Source organism: Gramella sp. MT6, from assembly GCF_019357415.1.
Lineage (GTDB): Bacteria > Bacteroidota > Bacteroidia > Flavobacteriales > Flavobacteriaceae > Christiangramia.
Map to the genome: position 1 here is coordinate 3,726,151 of NZ_CP048410.1, position 22,749 is coordinate 3,748,899.

The window sequence follows — 22,749 nt, forward strand, 5'->3', positions numbered from 1 at the left end:
ACGTTTACTAAACGGGCAGAATTGATCTTAACAAAATATTTAGTTTTATAAAAAAATTAGGGCAAGTGGCAGCTACACCTAAATTGGGGTTGCTTTAAGAATTGAGATTATGGGTAGGGTTGTAATTTCATATTTAAGCTATGGTGGCAGTCACTTCTCTAATCTTTTTATCCAGAGATCATCCAAACTAACCAATCTATTTTTTCAAGCCAAAAGCCATTAACGATCAAATTCGTTGATGGTTTTTTTATTACGAGGACTCTGCAAAGAGTTAGAGTAAGCTTTATTCAGGTTAAAGAAAATTAATAAAGATGATTTAAAATATCATCCAGGTGGAAATCTTAAGAATTAAACTAAAGAACCAGGTATACTTTGTTTAAAACAAAAAACCCGCAATTTTCATTGCGGGTTTTCTTTTGCGGAGAAAGAGGTATTTGAACTATATAATTTTAGATATAGCCTATTTTAAATAAACCCTTAATTAACAGGGGTTTGTTGATAATTACAACTATTATTTATATCCTCAACCGTTATTAAATTATATCTTTACTGTCAACTATTCTGTCAACTGGTAAAAGTTATGAGATCAACATTTAATTTGAAAGAACCCAAGAAAGATGGGGATTCCCTAATACTCTTTTCAGCTTACTTCAAAAACGAAGGAAGAAAATTTGTCTACTCTACCGGAGAAGTGATTAATCCTATCGATTGGGACTTTGAAAATAGACAGCCAAAGAACCTCAACGGGAGAACTGCAAAGTCAGATCAACAAAGAACTATTAAAAGACAGCTAGACAGGTATTCCAACTTCTTTACTGATACTGTAAACTCATTTAAGCTTTCAAATAGAGAGCTATTAATAGTTGACATAAAAGATGAATTTGATATTGAATTTAAACGTACTAAGGCAATCTCAAATAAGTTTTTCAGCGTTTATGATAGTTTTCTGTATATGAAGAAAAGTGATTTCACAGATGAAGCCAATTCTGAAACTACCATAAAGCGATACGAATACAATAAAAAGTTATTAGAAGACTTTCAGGACCACAGGAAGAAAAAGATTCATTTCAACCAGATTAATCAAAGCTTTTATAACAAATTCATTCAGTATTGTATTGAAGAAAAAAAACATTCAGCCAATACACTTAGAAGAAATGTTGGTCTATTAAAAACATTCCTTTATTGGGCTTTAGAAAATAATCACACCTACAAAACAGATTTTCAGAAATTCAAAGCACCTAAAGCTCAACAAACTGATGAAATTGCCTTAACAATCGATCAGGTTGAAAAAGTATTTGAATATGACCTAAGTAAAAAACCAAAATTAGAACGTGTAAGGGACTTATTTGTATTTGGCTGTGTAACAGGTCTAAGAATAAGTAATTACTCTAAAATCAAGAAGAATGACATTCAGAACGGCAATATAAAAGTTAGGGATCAGAAGAATAAAGATAAGTCCTTAGAAATTCCACTTAATGACTTCTCAAATTACATTCTGAAAAAGTACGATTATAAGTTACCTACTATTTCTACCCAAAAATTCAATTCTTATATCAAAGATGTTTTTGAAGAAATGGAATACAAAGACCGATTAAAGAAAACTATTAAGATAGGCAAAGACCTTATCGAAAAAGAAAATTTCTTCTATGAAAGAATCTCTTCACATACAGCACGAAGAAGCTTTATAACAATAATGAAAAATAAAAAGATTCCCGATAAAATTATTATGGGATATACCGGACATAGGAGTTTAGAAGTATTCAACAAATACTATAAACCTAATAACGAAGACAAAAAGGATTTTATGCAAACAGTATGGAAAATGAAAAATTCACCATTAAAAAAAGCTGAGTAATGCATAGAAGAAAAAAGTTATTTGTTGATAAAGTAGAAGAAATAAGTTTTTGTGGCAATCAAATGTTTCAATTTACAGGGGGTGAATACGAAATTCCCTTTTCGATACAACCTACCGATTGTGCGCATAATTTTGAGAATTGCGAAAGCTGCAGGGAAAATCATGAATTATTGATGAAAGAGATTAGACCATTAACTGATAAATTTCCATTTTGCTGCGAACAGCATGCAAAACTGACTGAGTTTCCCGATTTTAATATTGAGGATTATAAAAACTTAGACAAAGAAATTGCCGATAAAGTATATTTCACTCATCATCACATTATAGATCGAATCGATAATGAAGATTGGTATGAAGATATTACTGACTATATAGCTTATGTAACTGAGAGTATTGGAACATTACCCCCCCAATATGGTGGATCATTTCAATTAGGAAGTTACTTTTTGTATGTACTGGAATTAATTAGAACTGTTGAAAATAGTATAACGTCAGATGAAATCTCTAAAAAAGAAATCAAAATAAGAATTGAAAAAATAAAGGCTTTCATCAATAGTTTCAGAAAAGACAACCCTGAGAATAAAAACCCAGATCTGAATCTTTTACTAAGCACCTATCATAAATGGTACAAAATTTTCCCATTTGAGCTTACTTATTTCAATAATATAAGAGAAAGATATAGAACTAATATCCCAATTCTTGCAGAGCCATTTCATTTAAACAGGTATTCGAATGTAAAGGTTGCTAAACTTCATACTAAAGAATCTCTAACTCAATCATTAATAGATACTACAAAGAATATTTTAAGCCAGGTGAATGGTAATTCACTACTAAAGGCAGGCTTGTTAACAGATACTGAGAAAATCAAGTATGACTTAATAATTAAAAAAAGGGAAACGGAATTATTTGAAATGCAACTCATTGACAATTCTAAACAATCCGGTTATATTAAAGTATTAAAGAAATGGTTGAAAGGTGAAAAGAAATTCATTGATGAAATAACACCATACTTAAAAAATAAATCTCAGAAAAATAGAGAAGACAAACAGGAAATAACTGTTCTTAAATTCGCTCTATACATTTATTACATGCAAGCAGCCGGAAAGATCGAATATTTTGAAAATCATTCAAATGGTAAATTAGCAGCAATTGAAGAACTGTTGGAAGGAAGTAAGGTAATAGATACAACGGCTAAATATTTTCAGATTGCATATAACAAAATTAGCAACCACAAGACTAACCGGATAGCTAACAATCAAATTTCTAATATATCATTTGTAGCAAAAAAGATGCTTAATAAGTATCCTGAAGCACGAAACATCGCTTTAGAAGAATTGAAATTAGCACAATCTAAAAATAGGTAACGGTATAATGTAATAGTTACATCCCCCTTACCTCAATCACTGACATATACTTTCGAAGAAATTCTAAAAGTATTTTGTCATGAATAACCCATTTGAAACGCTAAACCAAAGATTAGCAAACATCGAAACTCTTCTTCTGGAGATCAAACACAAACCAGAGGATAAAGAAAAACCTGAAAACCTAACCGTAAAAGAAACAGCCAAACTTCTAAAGGTTTCTGAGCAGTCAGTTCACAACTACATCAAAAAAGGATTTATACCTGCTAAAAAAGTGGGCAGGATTCTTCTTATCAATCGTACCGATATTGATAATTCATTGGAAGGTGTGAAGTCCCTAAAATACAAACGTAGCTAAGATTCTTCTAACGGAATTATCCAATCAAAAATTAGGTATATGTATACATTAGCAGAAAACGGGACAGATAAAAAGGGACAGGATCACATATTTGTAACCGGTGAAGGTTCAGACCTCAGCAATAAAGAAGCCTTAAAAGGAAGGGCTAAGAGAAAAACTATTACTCAGTCTATGGCTTTAAGTCTTATAGATGTAGTTAAAGAAAAAGATGATTCTGAAAGAGAAAAAGCTTATTGGAATACATACTATTGTCAAAGTTCCATAACTACTTCAAAGGGGAAACTTTATGGTAAATATTGTAAAAATAGGTTTTGCACATTATGTTGTAGTATTCGCAAAGCGGAAATCATTAATAAATATTTACCAGTAATAAAAGAATGGGAAGATCCTCATTTTATAACCTTAACCGTAAAGTCCTGTAACCACAATCAGTTAAGATCTTATATAAGATCAATGAAGAGTACATTTAAGCGAATCATTGAAAAGCATAAAAAGCAGGATCAGAGAGGAACGGGTGAGAAACTAATAGGTGTAAAATCTTTAGAATGCTGTTTCAATCCACAGAGAAGAACGTATAACCCTCACTTTCATTTAATAGTTGCAAATAAGGCTATGGCAAATATAATCGTTGCCGAATGGATAAATAGAAGTAAGAAAGGAATGGTTTCACCCAAAGCGCAGTATATCCTGAAAACATTCGATGTAGAAAAAAACCTTATAGAAATTATTAAATATGGAAGTAAAATCTTTACAGAACCCGACTTAAAAAAGCGTTCCAAATCCAATGAAAATGAACGGCAGATGTATGTAGCTGCTTTAGATACGATATTAGCTGCAATGAAAGGAAAAAGAATATTCGACCGCTTTGGTTTCAATTTACCGAAGAAAGCAAAAAATAACCTTTCGACTACTCAATTAATTAGTGATTTTAAGCAATGGGAATTTAATCCTGCCTTAGCAAATTGGCAGAATATATATAACGCTGAGGTACTTACAGATTATAAGCTTCCTTCAGACCTGGCTGCTATGTTATCAAATAATATTAATGGTAATATTAAATGAAAGGATATAATGAATCGGAAATGATTTAATTTCATTGAATATTAAAGTTATATTGCCATTTGGCTTAAGTTTTAATTAAAATTAAAGAATTACTCTTCAAAACATTTCAGCAATTGACAGAATCAAAAAGAATGGATTTAAAAACGCATTTTAATAGTGTCTTAGATGACACCCTAGAAAGAAATTTAAATGATACACCTAAGGATTATTTTAGTTGGGGACGTGATTCTCGTCACCGCCTTGATAATTCTGAAAAGATGCCTTGGCTACCACAAATAAAACAGTTCACTCTAAGGAAAATTGCATCTAAAATTAAATCCAGATTAAAAAGGAAAAGATATTCTAAAAAAGATGTTGTTGCTAATTTCAACGAGAAATATTCATGTTTTGAAAATTCATATCAACTTATGTCAGATAATTATTCAAGACAGATTTTTACAGAATTGATTTTAATGGCTATTGTTAAGGAGAATCGTATGAGATTATCGTCTTTCTCAAAAGATTACATTGATTCATATGAATTCGCGTCAAAAGAAATATTAAATTCTAAAGACTATCTTAATATATATGATTGGGAATTAGGCAAAGTCTCATTAGGAAACCCTAAAATTTCTATATTTACTTCACCTGTTTTATTAGCAATGTATAACGTAGGAAGATTATATAGATATGAAAAGAATGATGTGATTGTTGAAGTAAATAAAGGTGATACAGTTATCGATGCAGGAGTAGGATGGGGTGATACCACAATTTATTTAGCTGCCCTTGCTGACCCTAAAAGTGGCGGCAAGTCTTATGCTTTTGATATTCTGGAAGAGGGAATGAATGCTTTGTCAGAACAATGCAAAATAAATAAAGAAATTAATAATATAACCCAGGTACTAAAAGCCCTTTCTGATAAAGATGATGAGACTGTTAATATATCATCTCCTTCCCCTGGCGCTAGAATAGTAAAAGAAATATCTTCTAAACAGGTACAAACAATAACTATTGACAGCATCTTAAAAGATGAGAAATTAGAAAGGATTGATTTTATTAAAATGGATATTGAAGGTGCTGAAATTCCAGCTTTAAAAGGCGCATCAAGGGCAATACAGGACTTCAAACCAAAATTAGCAATTAGTGTATATCATAAATGGGACGATTTATTAGAGATACCAAAACTAATCAATAGTCTAAGAAAGGATTATAAAATGTACTTGGATTGTACTACAGGATTCGGTGGTGAAGCAGTATTATATTGTATTTAAGAATTTAAATGTTTATTTTCTAACACAACATTTAAATCTACTCCAACTATAATAAATTTTAGAATAGTTTTTAAAATAAACTCAACCGAATTGTCGACTATATTGTCAACTATAAAAACAAAGCCCCATTATCATTGCGATACGGGGCTTTTTAGCGGAGAAAGAGGGATTCGAACCCCCGGAGGTGTGACCCTCAACAGTTTTCAAGACTGCCGCATTCGACCACTCTGCCATTTCTCCTGAGTGCCTCATCAGCTATTTGCTGAATGCGGGTGCAAATATAACACGCTTTTTTAATTTTGCACAACTAATTTCCGATCTTTTTTGAAGGAATTTTTAGTCCTTTCAAAATCAATAAGTTTCAATCCTTAAAATATCTCTAAAATTGCCATTCCTATGTTATTCAGATCATAATTAAACCTTCTTACATCAACAGGGTCTATATTTATGAATCTCTTATAATTAAATAATAACAAAACCGCTATATTGGCGCCAATTATTCTAAAATTTAATAATAAAATGAAAAAAATATTGGTTTTGGTCTTTCCGGCCATCCTTTTATCCTGCAGTGCTCAAAATGGGAAGGTAGAAAATGCTGATCCTATGGAGTATGCTAAAAGCATTACTGCAGAAGAATTAAAAGAGCATCTGTACACTTTTGCCAGCGATGAATTTGAAGGTCGTGAGACCGGCGAACCAGGACAAAAGAAAGCTGCAGAGTATTTGAAAAATGAATACAAAAGTCTTGACCTACCCTCCCCTATAGGTGGTGACGATTATTTCCAGGAAGTTCCTTCCAGTTATTTTAGAAACGGAAATATAAAATCTACCGAGAACGTATTGGCCTTTCTTAAAGGGTCTGAAAAACCGGAGGAGATCCTGGTGATCTCTTCCCATTATGACCATGTAGGTATAGATGATGAAGGAAATATCTATAATGGAGCAGATGATGACGGATCTGGTACTGTAGGGATCCTTGAGATCGCCGAAGCTTTTGTAAAAGCCAGCAAAGATGGATACACTCCAAAAAGATCTATTCTTTTCCTAAATGTTACCGGGGAAGAAAAAGGACTTGTAGGGTCAAAATTCTATACAGACGAGCCGGTTTTTCCGTTGGAAAATACTGTGGCAAATCTAAATATAGATATGATTGGACGTATAGATCCGTTTCACGAAGGCAACGAAAACTATGTTTACCTTATTGGTAGTGATAAACTAAGTACAGAGCTACATAATTTAAGTGAGGCTGTGAATTCTAAGTACATTAATCTGGACCTGGATTATAAGTATAATGATGAAAACGATCCAAATCGGTTCTATTACCGAAGTGACCATTATAACTTCGCCAAGAACAATATCCCGATCATTTTTTACTTTAACGGGACTCACGCAGATTATCATAAACCTACAGATACCCCAGACAAAATTGAATATGACCTGTTAGCAAAAAGAGCAAGACTGGTATTCCTTACTGCCTGGGAGATCGCTAACCGCGATGCCAGACTGGTTGTAGATAAAGCTGAAGATTCTGCCAGCGTTGGAAAATAATTTCTTTCGAAATTAAATTAAAAAGCCTCGTTATAAAATGAGGCTTTTTTTATTCCTAGCAAATAAGAAATTAGTGGTTTTAATTAAGACCACTAATTTGTCAATTCTCATATATCAACCAAATAGTTTTTTAGTTTTTGTCCTCGAGTAACGGTACAAATCTAAAGGCGCCGAATTCCTTTTTATCAAATTCCTTGGCAGTTTTCCTAATGAAAAGGGTCATGGTTTGCACTTCGGTTCCAACTGGGATCACCAGCCTTCCTCCTACTTTTAACTGACTCAACAGATCTTTTGGGACCACCGGAGCACCAGCTGTGACAATGATCTTATCGTAAGGCGCATATTCCGGAATACCCTTATATCCGTCTCCAAAACTTAAATATTTAGGACGGTAGCCTAATTTGGAAAGGAAGGTTTTCGTCTTCTTATAAAGCTCTCTTTGGCGTTCGATACTATATACCTTAGCCCCAAGTTCGCAAAGCACAGCAGTTTGATATCCGCTACCCGTTCCTACCTCCAGCACCTTATCTCCTTTTTTGATTTCCAGTAATTCAGTCTGGAAAGCTACGGTATAAGGCTGCGAGATTGTTTGATCTGCCGCAATAGGAAAAGCTTTATCCTGGTACGCATGATCTTCAAAACTACTATCCATAAAGAGATGCCTCGGGATTTTCCCAATGGCCGCAAGGACTTTCTCATCGGTGATGCCTTTTTTCTTTACGGTTCTCACCAATTGCTGTCTTTTCCCCTGGTGTCTGTAAGTATCCTTCAAGTTTTCATGCTTTAATCAGGCTATAAAATTAGGCAAACAAGCTGATTTATCCCAAGCAAAACGCCTTCGGGATTTAGCCTAATTTTATAAAGTATTTAATATCAAAATGCTATTTTTGTGAAAAACGCAAAAAATATGCTGAAAGCAGGAGTTCTGGGTGCAGGCCACCTCGGAAAAATTCATCTGAAACTTTTAAAGCAATCTGAAGAATTTGAACTTATAGGCTTCTATGACGCGAATAAGAAAAATGCTGAAAAGATCGCCTCAGAATTTGGTTATAAGATGTTTGATGACTTGGATGAACTGATCGCTGCGGTAGATATGATCGATGTTGTTACTCCTACTCTTTCTCATTTTGACGTTGCGAAAAAGGTAATATCGGCAGGCAAACATCTTTTTATTGAAAAACCGATCACCAATACCTTCGAGGAAGCCGAAGAATTGATAAGACTTGCTAAAGAACATGGCGTGAAAGGTCAGGTTGGGCACGTAGAAAGATTCAACCCCGCTTTCCAGGCGGTAGCAGATCGCATAGAAAACCCCATGTTTATTGAAGCTCACAGATTAGCAGAATTTAATCCGCGTGGTACAGATGTGCCCGTAGTACTTGATCTTATGATCCATGATATCGATGCGGTTCTAAGTGTGGTGAAATCTGATGTGAAAAAGATCAATGCCAGCGGAGTTTCAGTAATTAGTGACACTCCCGATATTGCGAATGCCAGGATCGAATTTGAAAATGGTTGTGTAGCGAATCTTACGGCCAGCCGTATTTCAATGAAGAATATGAGAAAATCGAGATTCTTTCAACGAGACGCCTATATTTCTGTAGACTTCCTAGAGAAAAAATGTGAGGTAGTGAAGATGAAAGATGCTCCGGAAAATCCTGACGATTTTGCGATGATCCTTCAAAATGCTGAAGGAATTAAAAAACAGATCTATTTCGACAATCCTAATGTTTCTCCAAATAACGCGATCCTGGAAGAACTGGAAAGTTTTGCCGATGCTATAAAAAATGATAAAGAACCTGTGGTAACCATGGAACAGGGCGCTAAAGCCCTCAAAGTTGCGAACCAGGTCATCGCTAATTTTAATGTATAATATAATAACCAGGAATTTCTATTAAAATTCGTCAAGCTGAACTCGTTTCAGCTTCTCAAAATGAAGATCCTGAAACTACCGAAACATCGGGACAGGATGATGCTTTAAGAAAATCCTGAAAAACTAATTTAATGAAAAATATTGCAGTAATAGGAGCCGGAACGATGGGTAACGGTATCGCGCATACTTTTGCGCAGAATGGCTACAAAGTTCAATTGATCGATATTTCAGAGGAAAGCCTGAAAAAAGGAATGGATACCATTTCCAAAAACCTTGACAGGATGGTTTCTAAAGAAAAGATCAGCGAAGATCAGAAAAAAGAAACGCTGGAAAATATTACCACTTACACAGATATTTCTGAAGGAGTGGAATATGCCAGCCTCGTGGTTGAAGCTGCCACTGAAAATACGGAGCTAAAACTTAAGATCTTTAGACATCTGGATCAGCATACTTCAGACGACACGATCCTGGCGACCAACACCTCATCGATATCTATCACACAGATCGCTTCTGCGGTCTCTAATCCTGAAAGGGTGATTGGGATGCACTTTATGAATCCTGTGCCCGTTATGAAGCTGGTAGAGATCATTCGCGGTTACAATACCAGTGACGAGGTGACAAAGACGGTGATGGAACTTTCAGAAAAGCTGAACAAGGCACCTGTAGAAGTAAATGATTACCCTGGATTTGTTGCTAACAGGATCTTGATGCCTATGATCAACGAGGCTATTGAAACCCTTTACAATGGTGTAGCGGGAGTTTACGAGATAGACACGGTAATGAAACTGGGAATGGCACATCCAATGGGACCACTTCAGTTAGCAGATTTCATAGGGCTGGACGTTTGTCATTCTATCCTTGAGGTAATGTATTACGGATTCAAAAATCCAAAATACGCTCCCTGTCCGTTATTGACCAATATGGTTCGAGCTGGCAAGATCGGGGTGAAATCTGGTGAAGGATTCTATGATTATTCTGAAAGCAGAAAAGCTGAAAAAGTTTCATCTCAATTTAGCAGTTAGACTCACTTATTGAGATTTTACTTGTCCCCTAAAATGATTTAAATATTGTCATTTAGTTCCCAGGGACAAATCTCTTTAAACGCATATTATAAAATTTGACTAAAATAATTCCCTTTAAAGCAGTGAGACCGGCGCCCGCTTTTGCGGGCCTCGTTGCTTCCCGTTCTTATGAAGATTACAGCGAAGAAGAGCTGAGAGCGCAATTAGAATTCAATCCTTATTCCTTTCTTCATATCATTAACCCGGGTTATAAGTTCCAGCATGAGATTGGTGGGGAGAAACGCTTCGGAATGGTGAAGAACAGATATCTTGAGTTCAAGGAAGAGCACACTTTTATACAGGACGAACAGCCGTGTTATTACATTTATAACATCAAAAGCCGTGATGCTTCATGCTGCGGAATTATCGCCGCGACCAGTGTAGAGGATTATGAAAATGAGGTGATTCGGCGGCATGAGGATACGATCGCCCACCGTGAAGAGCTTTTTAAAGAATATCTGAAGGTGGTTGGATTTAATACTGAACCTGTATTGCTCACTTATCCCGATAACCAGGTGATTAATGACCTTCTGGAAGAAAGGATGAAATCAAGGCCGGAATATGAATTTGCCACTTATAACAAGGAGATTCATTCGCTTTGGCTAATTGATGATCCGGAAAATATCGCAAAGATCAAGGCCGAATTCGGGGCAATGGAAAAGCTTTATATCGCAGATGGCCACCACCGCAGTGCTTCTTCTTGGTTACTAGCTAAGGAGAGTAGGGAAAACAATCCTAACCATACAGGAGAGGAGGCTTATAATTTCTTTATGAGCTATCTCATTTCTGAAAGCAACCTTAGAATTTTTGAATTCAGCAGGCTTATTAAAGACCTTAACGGACATTCAAAAGAAGAATTTCTCATATTGCTGGATGAATGGTTCAGAATAGAAAATCGTGGTTTCGAAGTTTACAAACCATCGAAAAAGCATCATTTTAATATGTACCTTGGCGGGGAATTTTATTCACTTTACCTTAGAAAGACGAACTATAAATTCACCGATTCACTTAGCGAACTGGATTCCTATATACTTTTTGAAAAGATCTTGAAACCTATTTTAGGAATTGAAGATCTAAGGTATGACAAGCGCATTGCTTATATACATGGGCGTAACGACCTAATTGAGCTGAAAACGAGGGTAGACAGTGGTGAATTTGAGGTAGGATTTGGAATGTTACCAGCCGGGATCGAAGAAATCAAACAAATTGCAGATGAAAATTTGACCATGCCGCCAAAAAGTACTTATATTGAACCTAAGTTACGCAGCGGTCTAACGATCTACGAATTTTAGATCTGGCTGGACCAGAATTTCCCCGGCAAATTAAATTTTTGAATCCTTAATTTAAAACTGAAATAAAGGATGGACATTTCTGAAAATATTAAAAAATATAAAGACGAACTTCCTGAAAATGTGAAGCTCGTGGCCATTTCCAAGACCAAACCCAATGAAGATCTAATGGAGGCCTACAACGCCGGACAGCGAATCTTAGGGGAAAACAAGATCCAGGAAATGACCGATAAGTGGGAAGATCTACCCAAGGATATTGAATGGCATATGGTTGGCCATGTTCAGCGGAACAAGGTGAAATACATGGCTCCTTTTGTATCTTTGATCCATGCCGTAGACAGTCTTAAACTTCTGAAAGAGATCAATAAAAGGGCTAAACAGAACGATCGTACTATTAACTGCCTGTTACAGATAAAGATCGCTGAAGAAGATTCAAAGTTTGGTATTTCGGCAGATGAAGCTAAAGAAATATTAGAGTCTGAAGCCTATTCCAAAATGGAGAATGTAAAGGTGATCGGTCTTATGGGTATGGCAACGTTTACCGATGATGAAGAGCAGGTAAGATTTGAATTTAAATATTTAAAGTCAGTTTTTGATAAATTCAGAGACCAACACCCAGACCTTAAAGAACTTTCCATGGGTATGAGCGGTGATTATCAGATCGCTGTGGAGTGCGGATCTACCATGGTTCGTATTGGAAGTAGTATATTTGGGGCGCGAAATTATAATTAAAGAAGAAGAGGATATTTGTACGCAATATTAGACATAGAGACGACGGGTGGAAAATATAATGAAGAAGGGATCACCGAAATTGCAATCTATAAATTTGACGGTCACAAGGTAACCGACCAGTTTATTAGCCTTATTAACCCCGAACAACCCATACAGCCCTTTGTGGTGAATCTTACCGGCATCAATAATAACATGCTTCGCAATGCACCTAAATTTTACGAGATAGCGAAGCGCGTGGTAGAGATAACAGATGACTGCATCCTGGTTGCCCATAATGCCAAATTCGATTATCGCATCCTGCGCACTGAATTCAGAAGACTGGGCTTTGAATTTGAACGAAAAAGCCTTTGTACCGTAGAACTTTCCAAAAAACTAATTCCAGGACTTCCCTCCTACAGTTTGGGAAAACTGGTGAGATCACTGGGAATTCCATTAAGTGACAGGCACCGTGCTGCTGGCGACGCTCAGGCAACCATCAAATTGTTTAAAATGTTGCTGGCCAAGGATGTTGAAAAAGACATCATGAAAGAACATGTGCGCAAGGAACCAAAAAGGAACCTGGACACTAAACTCGTTTTTATACTCGAGGAATTACCTTCAGAAACAGGGGTCTATTATTTTCATGATGAAAACGGGGAGATCATTTACGTTGGTAAGTCAAGAAATATCAGGAAACGTGTGAATCAGCATTTCACGAATGATAATCCCAAGTCCAGGGAAATGCAACGCAAAGTAGCTTCGGTATCCTATGAACTTACCGGGAATGAATTGATAGCTCTTTTAAAGGAGAACCAGGAGATAAAGGAAATCAAGCCCAGATATAACCGTGCTTTGAAAAAGGATATTTTCAGCCATGCCCTATACCATTCAGTAGATGAAAATGGTTATGTGAATTTTAAAATAGGCCGGGCACATAAAACAAAGAAAAATATCACCACCTTTAGCTCACTGAGATCTGCGAAAAACTCTTTGACCAAATGGGTTGAAGAATATGAGCTTTGCGAGCGGCTTTCAGGTTTACACGGTGGGACGGGTAACTGTTTTGCCTATACTATTAAAAGTTGTCATGGAGCCTGCCTGGAAGAAGAAACACCGGAAGAATATAATGATAGAGCAGAAAAATTGATAGACAGGTATTCTTACGAAAATCAAAATATGCTGCTTATTGGTCGTGGCCGTGAGGTAGATGAAAAAAGTGCTTTGTTAATTGAAGATGGGGAGTTTAAAGGAGTTGGTTATTTCAATCTTAATCATCAGATCAATAAACTGGATATCATTAGATCTATCATTACACCCATGAACAACAATAGGGACGCTGAACATATCATTCAGAGTTTTTTACGAAAGAAACATAATTTCAAAATCGTCCAGTTATCCATACAGGATTAAGCTTCGGGATTTTTTCATATTTTTAACCTACTGTGGAAGACCAAAAAAAATCAATGCCGCCCTGGAAATCAAAGCTTCATGAAGTGATCTATGAGGCAGATACCCCTGCAGGTAAAATTTTTGATATCTCGTTGCTTATAGTCATCATCATCAGTGTTGCCCTTGTAATGATGGAGAGCGTAACCTGGATGATAGAGAAATATGCCTATGAGTTCTATATCGCGGAATGGATCATTACGGCAATTTTCAGTATTGAATATGTCCTTCGTATCATCGCCATTAATAAACCTAAGCGATATATTTTCAGTTTTTATGGCATCGTAGACCTTCTTTCTACCTTGCCAAGCTATATTGGTTTTATCTTTGGAGGAGCAAACCTTCTTTTTGCCATAAGGGCCTTAAGATTATTAAGAGTTTTTAGAGTATTGAAGGTAACCCGTTATATCGGGGAATCCCGAAAATTGATCGATGCCTTAAGGAACAGCCGTGCTAAGATCTTTGTCTTTCTATTCGCCGTACTCATTATTTGTATCATTGCGGGTACCCTTATGCACCTTGTAGAAGGGAAAGGCGGTGGTTTCGATAATATCCCGCTAAGTATCTATTGGTGTATTGTTACCCTTACCACGGTTGGTTTTGGAGATATTGCCCCGGTAACCCCGCTGGGAAGGCTTATAGCTTCCCTTATCATGATCACTGGTTACGGTATTATCGCGGTTCCTACCGGGATTGTTAGTGCTGAGTATAGCAAGGCAACAGAAAAGCCTATACAGAATACCCAGGTTTGTCAAAATTGTAATGCCAGCAGGCACCAGGATGGAGCAAAATATTGCCATAAATGTGGATTCCCATTGAATGATTAATTACCTGATCAATATTATAGGCCCTACAGCCATCGGAAAGACCTCGCTTTCTATAGAAGTTGCCAAACATTTTAATACAGAGATCATTTCTGCAGATTCCCGGCAATTCTTTAAAGAAATGAAGATAGGAACTGCTGTTCCTGAAAAGGAAGAACTGGAAGCTGCTCCGCACCATTTTATTCAGCATATCTCTGTTGAAGACAATTACTCCGTGGGAGATTTTGAAAGGGAAGCCATTGAGAAACTTGAGAAGTTATTCCAATCATACGATCTTGTGGTCATGGTAGGTGGAAGTGGGTTATACATTAAAGCTGTAACCGAAGGCCTGGATGAATTCCCGGAGGTTGATCCTCAAATCCGGAAAAACCTGAATAAACACCTCGAAAAGGATGGGATAGACTGGTTACAGCAAAAGCTTTTTGTACTGGATCCAGATTATTATAAAACTGCCGATGTTCAAAATCCACATCGCTTAATCAGGGCATTGGAGATCTGTATAGAAACAGGAAAACCATTTTCCAGTTTCCTGGAAAAGGAGAAGCAGGAGCGCGATTTCAAAACTATAAGTATAGGCCTTACGGCAGAAAGGGAATTGATCTATGATCGCATTAATAAAAGGGTAGATCTTATGATCGAAAATGGCCTGGTAGAAGATGCCAGGTCTCTATATCCCAAACGAGACTTCAATGCTTTGAATACTGTTGGATACAAGGAGCTATTTCAGTATTTTGATGGTGAGACAGACCTTGAAACAGCAATTTCAGAAATAAAAAAGAATACCCGCCGGTTTGCGAAAAGACAGCTTACCTGGTTCAGAAAAGATGAAAATATCAAGTGGTTTGAATATAATGAGGATCCAGAAGTGATCTTCAGTTATATAGAAGAACGGATCAATACTTAAAAATAAATCTTTTTGTAAGCGTTCTCTCGTTGGTAACGATCTTAACTACATAAACCGATTCCTGTAAAGGTCCTACTTCCATAGGATATTCGGTTGCTGTACTTTCGTAATCTCTTGCCGCGATAAACCTTCCGCGATGATCAAAAACTTCAATTCTTTCAATAAGAACATCTGCCGGAGTGGCTATTTTAAAACTTCCGGTATTTGGATTAGGATAGATAAAAATATATTCAGAACCTTCTCCAAAATCATTACAGAAACCTTCATTATCTAAAACGGTCACCATCGCTGTTCTGGTAGAACTATTTCCACTGCTGTCTTCAGCCGTCACCAGGATCTCATTCTCACCTAAATTCTTGCAGGTGAAAGCCGAATGGCTAAGCGTATATATAATCTCTCCATTACAATTATCTCGTGAACCTGCATCCAGGTCATTAAAAGTTAAAGTAGCCACACCCGCCTCGTTAAGAGAAACCTCCAGGTCATTTAAAGCCAATACCGGTGCAGACATATCTATTACCTCCACCACTATTTCGCATGATCCTTCCTGTTTTCCTGTATAAACCAGAGTGACGGTATTTTCGCCAATATCCTCACAACTAAAAAATCTTTCGGTCGCCCCAAACTCGATGCCTTCAACATTCCCGCTGTAGAGATCTTCAATATTCAATTCAGCAGAACCTTCAGAGTTAAGACTAAGCGTTAGTCTTTCTACGCAACTGAATTCGCCGTTCCCGTCTTCGACATTTATAGAAACAAAGATGATATTAGAATTTAATTCACCGTCATTGGCTATATAGGTAAAATAATCCTGCCCGAAAAAGTCCTGATCTGGCGTATAAGTAAATGATCCGTCTGCATTGAGATCCAAAGTTCCATTGGAAACATTGTCCTGCAAAATAACCGTAAGTTCATCATTCTCGGGATCTGTATCGTTCACCAGAACTCCGTTCGAGGCAGAAACCTCTAATGTGGTATTTATACTGGTCGTGTATTCATCATCTATGGCGACTGGAGGCTGGTTAACTCCCGAACCATTCAGCACCACATTTACTGTGGTCTGACAGGTATCTGTATTACCAGCTTCGTCGGTAACGGTAAGGGTGACAATATTGGCACCAAGATCCGCAGAAGTGAATTCGGTTTTATCCAGACTTAAATTGATCTCACTACAATTTGCAAAGGACCCGTTATCCAGGTCTTCGGGTTGAATCGTTACTGTTTCACCTTCGTCAAGTTGGATCTGAAAATCTGATCTGCAAATTGCCTGAGGCTGATCCTCAAGGGAAACATAAAGATTACAGGTTTTGCTTTCTCCCTGATAAGATACTGTTACCTCAACCTCTATATCTTCGAATAGCTGGGTTCCGGAAGTTATAGACTGCTCAAAATCTGCCTCTGCAGGGCTATACTCCAGGATCTCGCTGAAATCTGGCAGAAAATATTCGCAGTTTTCATCTGGCGCAAGTTTATACTCTACGATAAGACAGGAAAAGTCAATTTCTCCTGGTTCTTCTACAATTACATTCACGGTAAATTCACAAAAGTCCAGATTTCCGGCCGCATCGTTAACCGTGAGAGTGATCACATTTTCCCCTTCATCGGCGCTGGAAAGAGAGTTGCGGTCCAGATTATAGGTAGCTATCTGGCAATTATCTGAACTCCCAGCATCAAAATCTTCCGCATTTAGTTGAATGGTTTCCCCTTCTGCGAGGCGAATTTCAGTATCACCCACACACCTTGCTACCGGATCTTCCTCGTCTACTGGTGAAAGATAAATTCTACAGGAATCTGATTGATCTTCAAAAGTCGCGGTTACGGTCACATAGGAATCGCTATTAGGCTGAAATACGGAGCCAGCTTCGATATCCTGATCTATGACCGCGCCATCGATATTTGCGGTTGCGATCCCGGAAAAATCCGGAACTTTATAAACGCAGTTCTCATCTGCCAATACAGCGTAACTACCCGGACAGGTTAAATCCAGAACCTCGGATTCTTCCCTTACCTCAACAGTAAAAGTGCAGGTATCGGTATGCCTGGTATCATCAGTAACTGTAATAGTGACCTGTGTCGTTATGTTAATACTGGTTCCAGATTGTGGTTCCTGGGTAACCTCATAAGCACTACAATCACGAACTTCGACTTCTTCAGTATAATTACCTAATTGATGTACCCCTCCTTCCTCTATAGTCACTATATCGTTGAGGCTATCACAATTAAGGATCTCTGGAGCAGTTTCATCCAGAACAGGAACGTCGAAGGTACAATCCCCTACCAGTTCATTGCCGTCATAAACTTCTAAGGTAACTCTTACCGCATCAGGGTTTCTTATATAAGTTTGCCGAACAACAGGATTCTCGATATTTTGAAAATTGGTGACACTTCCCCTGTAATCTGGAACCTCAAAATCACAATTTTCAGCGAGGGTTATTGGTTCGAAATCTCCTTCCTGGGGACAATCGAAATTTGGCTCGGCCTGAGGAGTGACAGTAATACTAACTGATACCACGTTCGAATTCAATTCTCCATCATTCGCTGCATAAGTAAAAGAATCAGATCCTGTATAATTTGGATCAGGTGTATAAATAAAAGATCCATTAGGCCTCAACTCTAGCGTTCCATTAGAAACATCAGTCTGCAAAACAGCCGTTAAAGGATCATTCTCAGGATCGGTATCATTAATCAGTACCCCTGGAGCAACTTCACTTAAAGTTTGATTTTCTATAACCGTATATGAATCGGCAACTGCGCTCGGAGCTTGATTAGGTTCTGGAGTGACAGTAATACTTACTGACACCACGTTCGAATTCAATTCTCCATCATTCGCTGCATAAGTAAAAGAATCAGTTCCTGTATAATTTGGATCAGGTGTATAAATAAAAGATCCATTAGGCCTCAACTCTAGCGTTCCATTAGAAACATCAGTCTGCAAAACAGCCGTTAAAAGATCATTCTCAGGATCAGTATCATTAATCAGTACCCCTGGAGCAGCTTCATTTAAGGTTTGATTTTCTATAACCGTATATGAATCGGCAACTGCGCTCGGAGCTTGATTAGGTTCTGGAGTTACCGTAATACTTACTGATACCACGTTCGAATTCAATTCTCCATCATTCGCTGCATAAGTAAAAGAATCAGATCCTGTATAATTTGGATCAGGTGTATAAATAAAAGATCCATCAGGTCTCAACTCTAGCGTTCCATTAGAAACATCAGTCTGCAAAACAGCCGTTAAAGGATCATTCTCAGAATCAGTGTCATTAATCAATACACCGGGAGCAGCTTCATTTAAGGTTTGATTTTCTATAACCGTATATGAATCGTCTACGGCATTTGGAGGCTGGTTATTTGTCTCTTCTCCAGTAACAGTTACTTGAACTGTACAAGTATCCTCATTTCCCGCGTTATCAGTAACAGTCATTACTACATCAAAATCCCCGGTTTCAGTAAATGTTGTTTTAGAAAGACTAATATCCTTAATCCCGCAGTTATCGGTTGATCCATTATTAACATCTTCTACACTAATTGAGGCTGAGCCATTTACGAGTTGTAAATCAAAATCTCCTCCACAATTAGCAACTGGATCGGTTAAATCAAAAGAAGGACTACGTTCATAGATCTCTAAATCAAATTGTAATGAAGTTCCATTAATATTCGCATTATTTAAATATAACTTGGTATTACAATTATGATCATTAATTGTGATATCTACCGGAAATCTAATCTGATTGTCCTGATAATAATATTCAAATTCCTTATTAGAATTAAAAATTTTAAATCCGAATTCATTTCTATCAATTCCTTCCTGGATATTAGATGCTAAGATTAATAAGTCAAGGAAACCTAGTTCGTCGTAGTTTAAAAATTTTTCAAAATCTACTCTTCCGGCATATTCTACGACATGAATAAAATCAAATTCATCAACAACCACACTACCAGGTGAAATTATATTTGATAATGTGCCTTGAAAATTTAAATTCGAATCGAAATAAAGGACTTGTGGATTATCATCTCCAGCCTGACTAACATATAAAGTAGATTTTGAGTCTACATCCAATCTAAAGGGAATTTCCACAGAATTCGTTTGATCTAAAAGAATTCCATTACTATCAAAAACTCTTATTCTGCTTTCTTCTTCGCTTTCACAGGTTGAACCATCATAATATTCTGCAACATAAATATTATCATTAATATCTATTGCTAACCCTAAAGGTCTGAAATATGAATAAGCAATCTCATTTTCAAAATCTCCATTAGAATTAAAGATTTTAACTTTTCCATTATCTAAACAACTTCCACTCTCAAAATAATCTGCAATGTAAATATTACCTGAACTATCTATTTCAATATCCAACGGATCTTGTAATAGATTGCCTGGAATCAATTTCTCCTGATTCATGCTACCATCCGGATTTCTTTTATCAACTCCATTTCCGAAAGAAAGAGTGTAAATAAAGCCTTGAGAGTCTACAGCGACAGAAATTATTATATTTTCTAGTGAAGAGGTACCAGCAGTACCCAGATCAACCCCTGTTAAATGATCATAAGCAGGAACAGTATTCTCCGGGCCCTGCCCATAAGCAAATCCAAAAGCGGAAAAATATAATAGTGCCGCAACTGCTATCCTCATAAGAGAAGACCCCTTAAAAAAAGATATATTGGCTTTACTTATCAAATTCCAGCAGGTTTGGTGAACGCCATAAAGATAAGTATTGTAGGAAAACCGTTCTTAAAATTATGCTAAGATTACGGGTATAGGTCCGCATTGGGACCAGGTAAGAAAAAACCGGGATCATTCGGGATCTCAGGATCCAGATCGAGATATTTTACTGCATCACGGTTCTGGCCATGATGCAGTAAATCCCGGAAACTGAAAAATTTAAACTATGCTCCAGATTCTTCCTTGTTCTTTACAACAAGTCTGAAACCTTCACCATGGATATTCAGTATTTCCACGTTCTCGTCTTTTTTCAGGTATTTTCTAAGCTTGGCAATATAAACGTCCATACTTCTGGAGGTAAAGTAATTATCATCTCTCCAGATCTTAGTTAATGCCAGTTCTCTAGGCATCAGGTCATTCTCATGCAAAGCAAGTAATCTCAATAATTCATTCTCTTTTGGAGAAAGTTTTTGTGGCTCCTCATCTCTGAAAGTAAGGAATCTCAATTTTGAGTTCAGGTGGAAATCACCGATCTCGAATTCAAACTGCTTAGAGTCTGCTACGCTATCTGTAGCTTTACGCTGCATGATAGCTTTGATCTTCATTAAAAGAACTTCAGAATCGAAAGGTTTGTTCAGGTAATCATCTGCTCCAACCTTATAACCCTTAAGTACATCTTCTTTCATTGCTTTCGCAGTTAAGAAGATAATTGGCACTTCCTCGTTCTTATCACGAATCTCTTTTGCCAACGTAAATCCATCCTTGTAAGGCATCATTACGTCAAGGATACAAAGATCGAAATCGTCCTTCTTGAACTTTTCGAATCCTTCCATTCCGTTTTTTGCATGAGTTACCTCGTAATCATTCATTGCGAGGTAATCTTTCAGGACAGTTCCGAAATTCGGATCATCCTCAACTAATAAAATTTTCTTGTTTTCAGTTTCCATATATTAAGATATTAGTGGTAGTTTAATTATAAAGGTACTTCCTTTTCCTTTTTCGCTCTGTACCGTGATCTCCCCATGATGATCCTCCACGATCTGCCTTGCATAAGCTAGACCTAAACCATGACCTTTCACATTATGGATATCGCCGGTATGTTCGCGATAAAATTTTTCAAATATTTTTTTCTGAACCAGTTTGTTCATTCCAACTCCCTGGTCTCTTATTTCACAGTATATATAATTCTTTACGTTCGTTGTATAAATGTCAATTTTCGGCGCATCTTCAGAATACTTGATCGCATTATCCAGGATATTCACGATCACATTGGTAAAGTGGTCCTGATTTGCCAGTATAGAAGATCTAAGAGCCCCAAAATGGGTTTGAATATATCCGCCGCGGTCTTCCACGATAAGTTCCACATGCGTTACCGCATCCAGGACGATGTCATGTAGCTGGTGTCTTTCCTTCTTAAGGTCGAGTTCATTCTTCTCAAGCTTGGAAATACGCAGCACATTCTCTACCTGGGCATGCATCCTTTTATTCTCATCCCTGATCATTTGCAGATAACGGGATACTTTAGACTGATCTTCAATAACCTTAGGGTTCTTGATCGCATCCAGTGCCAGGTTGATCGTAGCAATTGGTGTCTTGAACTCGTGGGTCATATTATTTATAAAATCGGTCTTGATCTGTGATATCTGTCTTTGCTTGATCAACTGTGAAAGTGCACTTGAATATGCGATCACAATGATCAAAGTGAAAATTATTGAAAGACACGCCATTAATATCACCGATGATAATACCGCTTCTTTCTTATTAGTAAAATTGACCAGTAACTGATATCCGCTATTTCCTGCCCTGTCCATAAAAAGCGGAACCGCGTAGGTTGCAGGGTGATTAAGACTAAAATCTTCTGAATGAAGGTTTGTCGCAATGGAATTATTATAAACCCCATACTCAAATTCGGTCTTAAGATCTCTGCTGGCTAATTCTTCCTCTAATAATTCTCTAATCGTTTCGTCTGATACTCTTTTATGAACCGGAAGCCTAACTACCAGCTCTGAAATTGCCGAACGCAGGATATCTTTCTCGACTTCCTCCATCCTGGACATGCGCTCTATATGTTCTATTCGCTGCCTCGCACTTAAATTATCCCCATCCAGCTGGTTATTACGAACAATATCGGTCACCCTTTTATTGATCATTTTGGTGAACTGTATGCTGTCCTGGGCAAACTGCAAAAAACCTGAAGAGACTTTATAATCTTCTTCCAGGATAGTTTCTGTATTGAAGTAGGTCTCATTCCTGCTTTCATCCCTGTTAGAATAAAAATATTCGGTCAGGGTCCTGTCGCTAAGCTTGCTGTTTATACTATCCGGATTTTTGAACTGAAAATAATAACGTTCAAACTCCCTTTTCTGAATCTCTTCAGAAACGTTTATTAGAACCTGCTTGGCATTATAAGAAAACTGCTGTTCCCTATCGTCAATGGTGCTTTTAATCCAATATCCCTGTACGAAAATTATACCGATTAGTGACAGGCTCATTAGGGCAACGAGAAGGACAAAAAGCTTCTTATTCATGCGGTCAAAAGTAATA

17 protein-coding genes and 1 tRNA gene are annotated in these 22,749 nt (G+C 37.1%); 13 read left to right on the forward strand and 5 right to left on the reverse strand.

Features of this window, described 5'->3' with window-relative positions; genetic code table 11:
• Positions 1 to 580: 580 nt before the first annotated feature.
• The 5 genes from G3I01_RS16855 to G3I01_RS16875 all read left to right on the forward strand — a co-directional run bounded on the left by G3I01_RS16855 (position 581) and on the right by G3I01_RS16875 (position 5,886).
• Positions 581 to 1,855 (forward strand): tyrosine-type recombinase/integrase, encoded by a 1,275-nt coding sequence (locus G3I01_RS16855; protein ID WP_219549895.1) that lies wholly within the window; start codon positions 581 to 583, stop codon positions 1,853 to 1,855.
• Entirely contained in the window at positions 1,855 to 3,219 is a 1,365-nt protein-coding gene (locus G3I01_RS16860; RefSeq protein ID WP_219549897.1) for a hypothetical protein, read from the forward strand. The genes G3I01_RS16855 and G3I01_RS16860 overlap by 1 nt, the downstream gene beginning before the upstream one ends.
• A gap of 79 nt (positions 3,220 to 3,298) precedes the next feature.
• Positions 3,299 to 3,574 (forward strand): helix-turn-helix domain-containing protein, encoded by a 276-nt coding sequence (locus G3I01_RS16865; protein ID WP_219549899.1) that lies wholly within the window; start codon positions 3,299 to 3,301, stop codon positions 3,572 to 3,574.
• Between the two features lie 39 nt (positions 3,575 to 3,613).
• Positions 3,614 to 4,636 (forward strand): protein rep, encoded by a 1,023-nt coding sequence (locus G3I01_RS16870; protein WP_219549901.1) that lies wholly within the window; start codon positions 3,614 to 3,616, stop codon positions 4,634 to 4,636.
• A 113-nt stretch (positions 4,637 to 4,749) separates the two neighbouring features.
• A complete protein-coding gene (locus G3I01_RS16875; protein WP_219549903.1) occupies positions 4,750 to 5,886 on the forward strand; it encodes an FkbM family methyltransferase in 1,137 nt (378 codons plus the stop codon).
• A 155-nt stretch (positions 5,887 to 6,041) separates the two neighbouring features.
• Here the strand turns inward: G3I01_RS16875 and G3I01_RS16880 are convergent.
• Positions 6,042 to 6,126 (reverse strand) — tRNA-Ser (locus G3I01_RS16880).
• A gap of 279 nt (positions 6,127 to 6,405) precedes the next feature.
• Between G3I01_RS16880 and G3I01_RS16885 the strand changes: the two genes are divergently transcribed.
• The gene (locus tag G3I01_RS16885) at positions 6,406 to 7,434 is read left to right on the forward strand and encodes a M28 family peptidase (RefSeq protein ID WP_219549905.1); all 1,029 of its coding nucleotides are present in this window, start codon (positions 6,406 to 6,408) and stop codon (positions 7,432 to 7,434) included.
• A 130-nt stretch (positions 7,435 to 7,564) separates the two neighbouring features.
• Here G3I01_RS16885 and G3I01_RS16890 read toward each other — a convergent pair whose 3' ends face one another.
• On the reverse strand, positions 7,565 to 8,206 hold the full coding sequence (locus G3I01_RS16890) for a protein-L-isoaspartate(D-aspartate) O-methyltransferase (protein ID WP_219549907.1): 642 nt from the start codon (positions 8,204 to 8,206) through the stop codon (positions 7,565 to 7,567).
• A 135-nt stretch (positions 8,207 to 8,341) separates the two neighbouring features.
• On the opposite strand from G3I01_RS16890, the gene G3I01_RS16895 reads away from it, so the two are divergent.
• From G3I01_RS16895 to miaA, 7 genes are all read left to right on the forward strand, one after another.
• The gene (locus G3I01_RS16895; protein ID WP_219552858.1) at positions 8,342 to 9,307 is read left to right on the forward strand and encodes a Gfo/Idh/MocA family oxidoreductase; all 966 of its coding nucleotides are present in this window, start codon (positions 8,342 to 8,344) and stop codon (positions 9,305 to 9,307) included.
• A 131-nt stretch (positions 9,308 to 9,438) separates the two neighbouring features.
• Positions 9,439 to 10,329: a 3-hydroxybutyryl-CoA dehydrogenase gene (locus G3I01_RS16900; protein WP_219549909.1), complete on the forward strand. Its 891-nt coding sequence runs from the start codon at positions 9,439 to 9,441 to the stop codon at positions 10,327 to 10,329.
• Between the two features lie 95 nt (positions 10,330 to 10,424).
• Entirely contained in the window at positions 10,425 to 11,660 is a 1,236-nt protein-coding gene (locus tag G3I01_RS16905; RefSeq protein WP_219549911.1) for a DUF1015 domain-containing protein, read from the forward strand.
• A 69-nt stretch (positions 11,661 to 11,729) separates the two neighbouring features.
• A complete protein-coding gene (locus G3I01_RS16910; RefSeq protein ID WP_219549913.1) occupies positions 11,730 to 12,389 on the forward strand; it encodes a YggS family pyridoxal phosphate-dependent enzyme in 660 nt (219 codons plus the stop codon).
• Positions 12,390 to 12,404: 15 nt separating this feature from the next.
• On the forward strand, positions 12,405 to 13,778 hold the full coding sequence (locus G3I01_RS16915; RefSeq protein WP_219549915.1) for an exonuclease domain-containing protein: 1,374 nt from the start codon (positions 12,405 to 12,407) through the stop codon (positions 13,776 to 13,778).
• Between the two features lie 53 nt (positions 13,779 to 13,831).
• The gene (locus G3I01_RS16920) at positions 13,832 to 14,641 is read left to right on the forward strand and encodes an ion transporter (RefSeq protein WP_219549917.1); all 810 of its coding nucleotides are present in this window, start codon (positions 13,832 to 13,834) and stop codon (positions 14,639 to 14,641) included.
• Positions 14,634 to 15,542, forward strand: a complete 909-nt coding sequence (gene miaA / locus G3I01_RS16925; protein ID WP_219549919.1) for a tRNA (adenosine(37)-N6)-dimethylallyltransferase MiaA — start codon at positions 14,634 to 14,636, stop codon at positions 15,540 to 15,542. The genes G3I01_RS16920 and miaA overlap by 8 nt, the downstream gene beginning before the upstream one ends.
• Here miaA and G3I01_RS16930 read toward each other — a convergent pair.
• The 3 genes from G3I01_RS16930 to G3I01_RS16940 form a co-directional block, all read right to left on the reverse strand.
• Positions 15,532 to 20,175, reverse strand: coding sequence for an Ig-like domain-containing protein (locus G3I01_RS16930; RefSeq protein ID WP_219549921.1), 4,644 nt, complete (start codon positions 20,173 to 20,175; stop codon positions 15,532 to 15,534). The genes miaA and G3I01_RS16930 overlap by 11 nt on opposite strands.
• 254 nt (positions 20,176 to 20,429) lie before the next feature.
• On the reverse strand, positions 20,430 to 21,152 hold the full coding sequence (locus G3I01_RS16935; RefSeq protein ID WP_108172148.1) for a response regulator transcription factor: 723 nt from the start codon (positions 21,150 to 21,152) through the stop codon (positions 20,430 to 20,432).
• Positions 21,153 to 21,155: 3 nt separating this feature from the next.
• Positions 21,156 to 22,733 (reverse strand): HAMP domain-containing sensor histidine kinase, encoded by a 1,578-nt coding sequence (locus G3I01_RS16940; RefSeq protein ID WP_219549923.1) that lies wholly within the window; start codon positions 22,731 to 22,733, stop codon positions 21,156 to 21,158.
• Between the last annotated feature and the right edge of the window lie 16 nt (positions 22,734 to 22,749).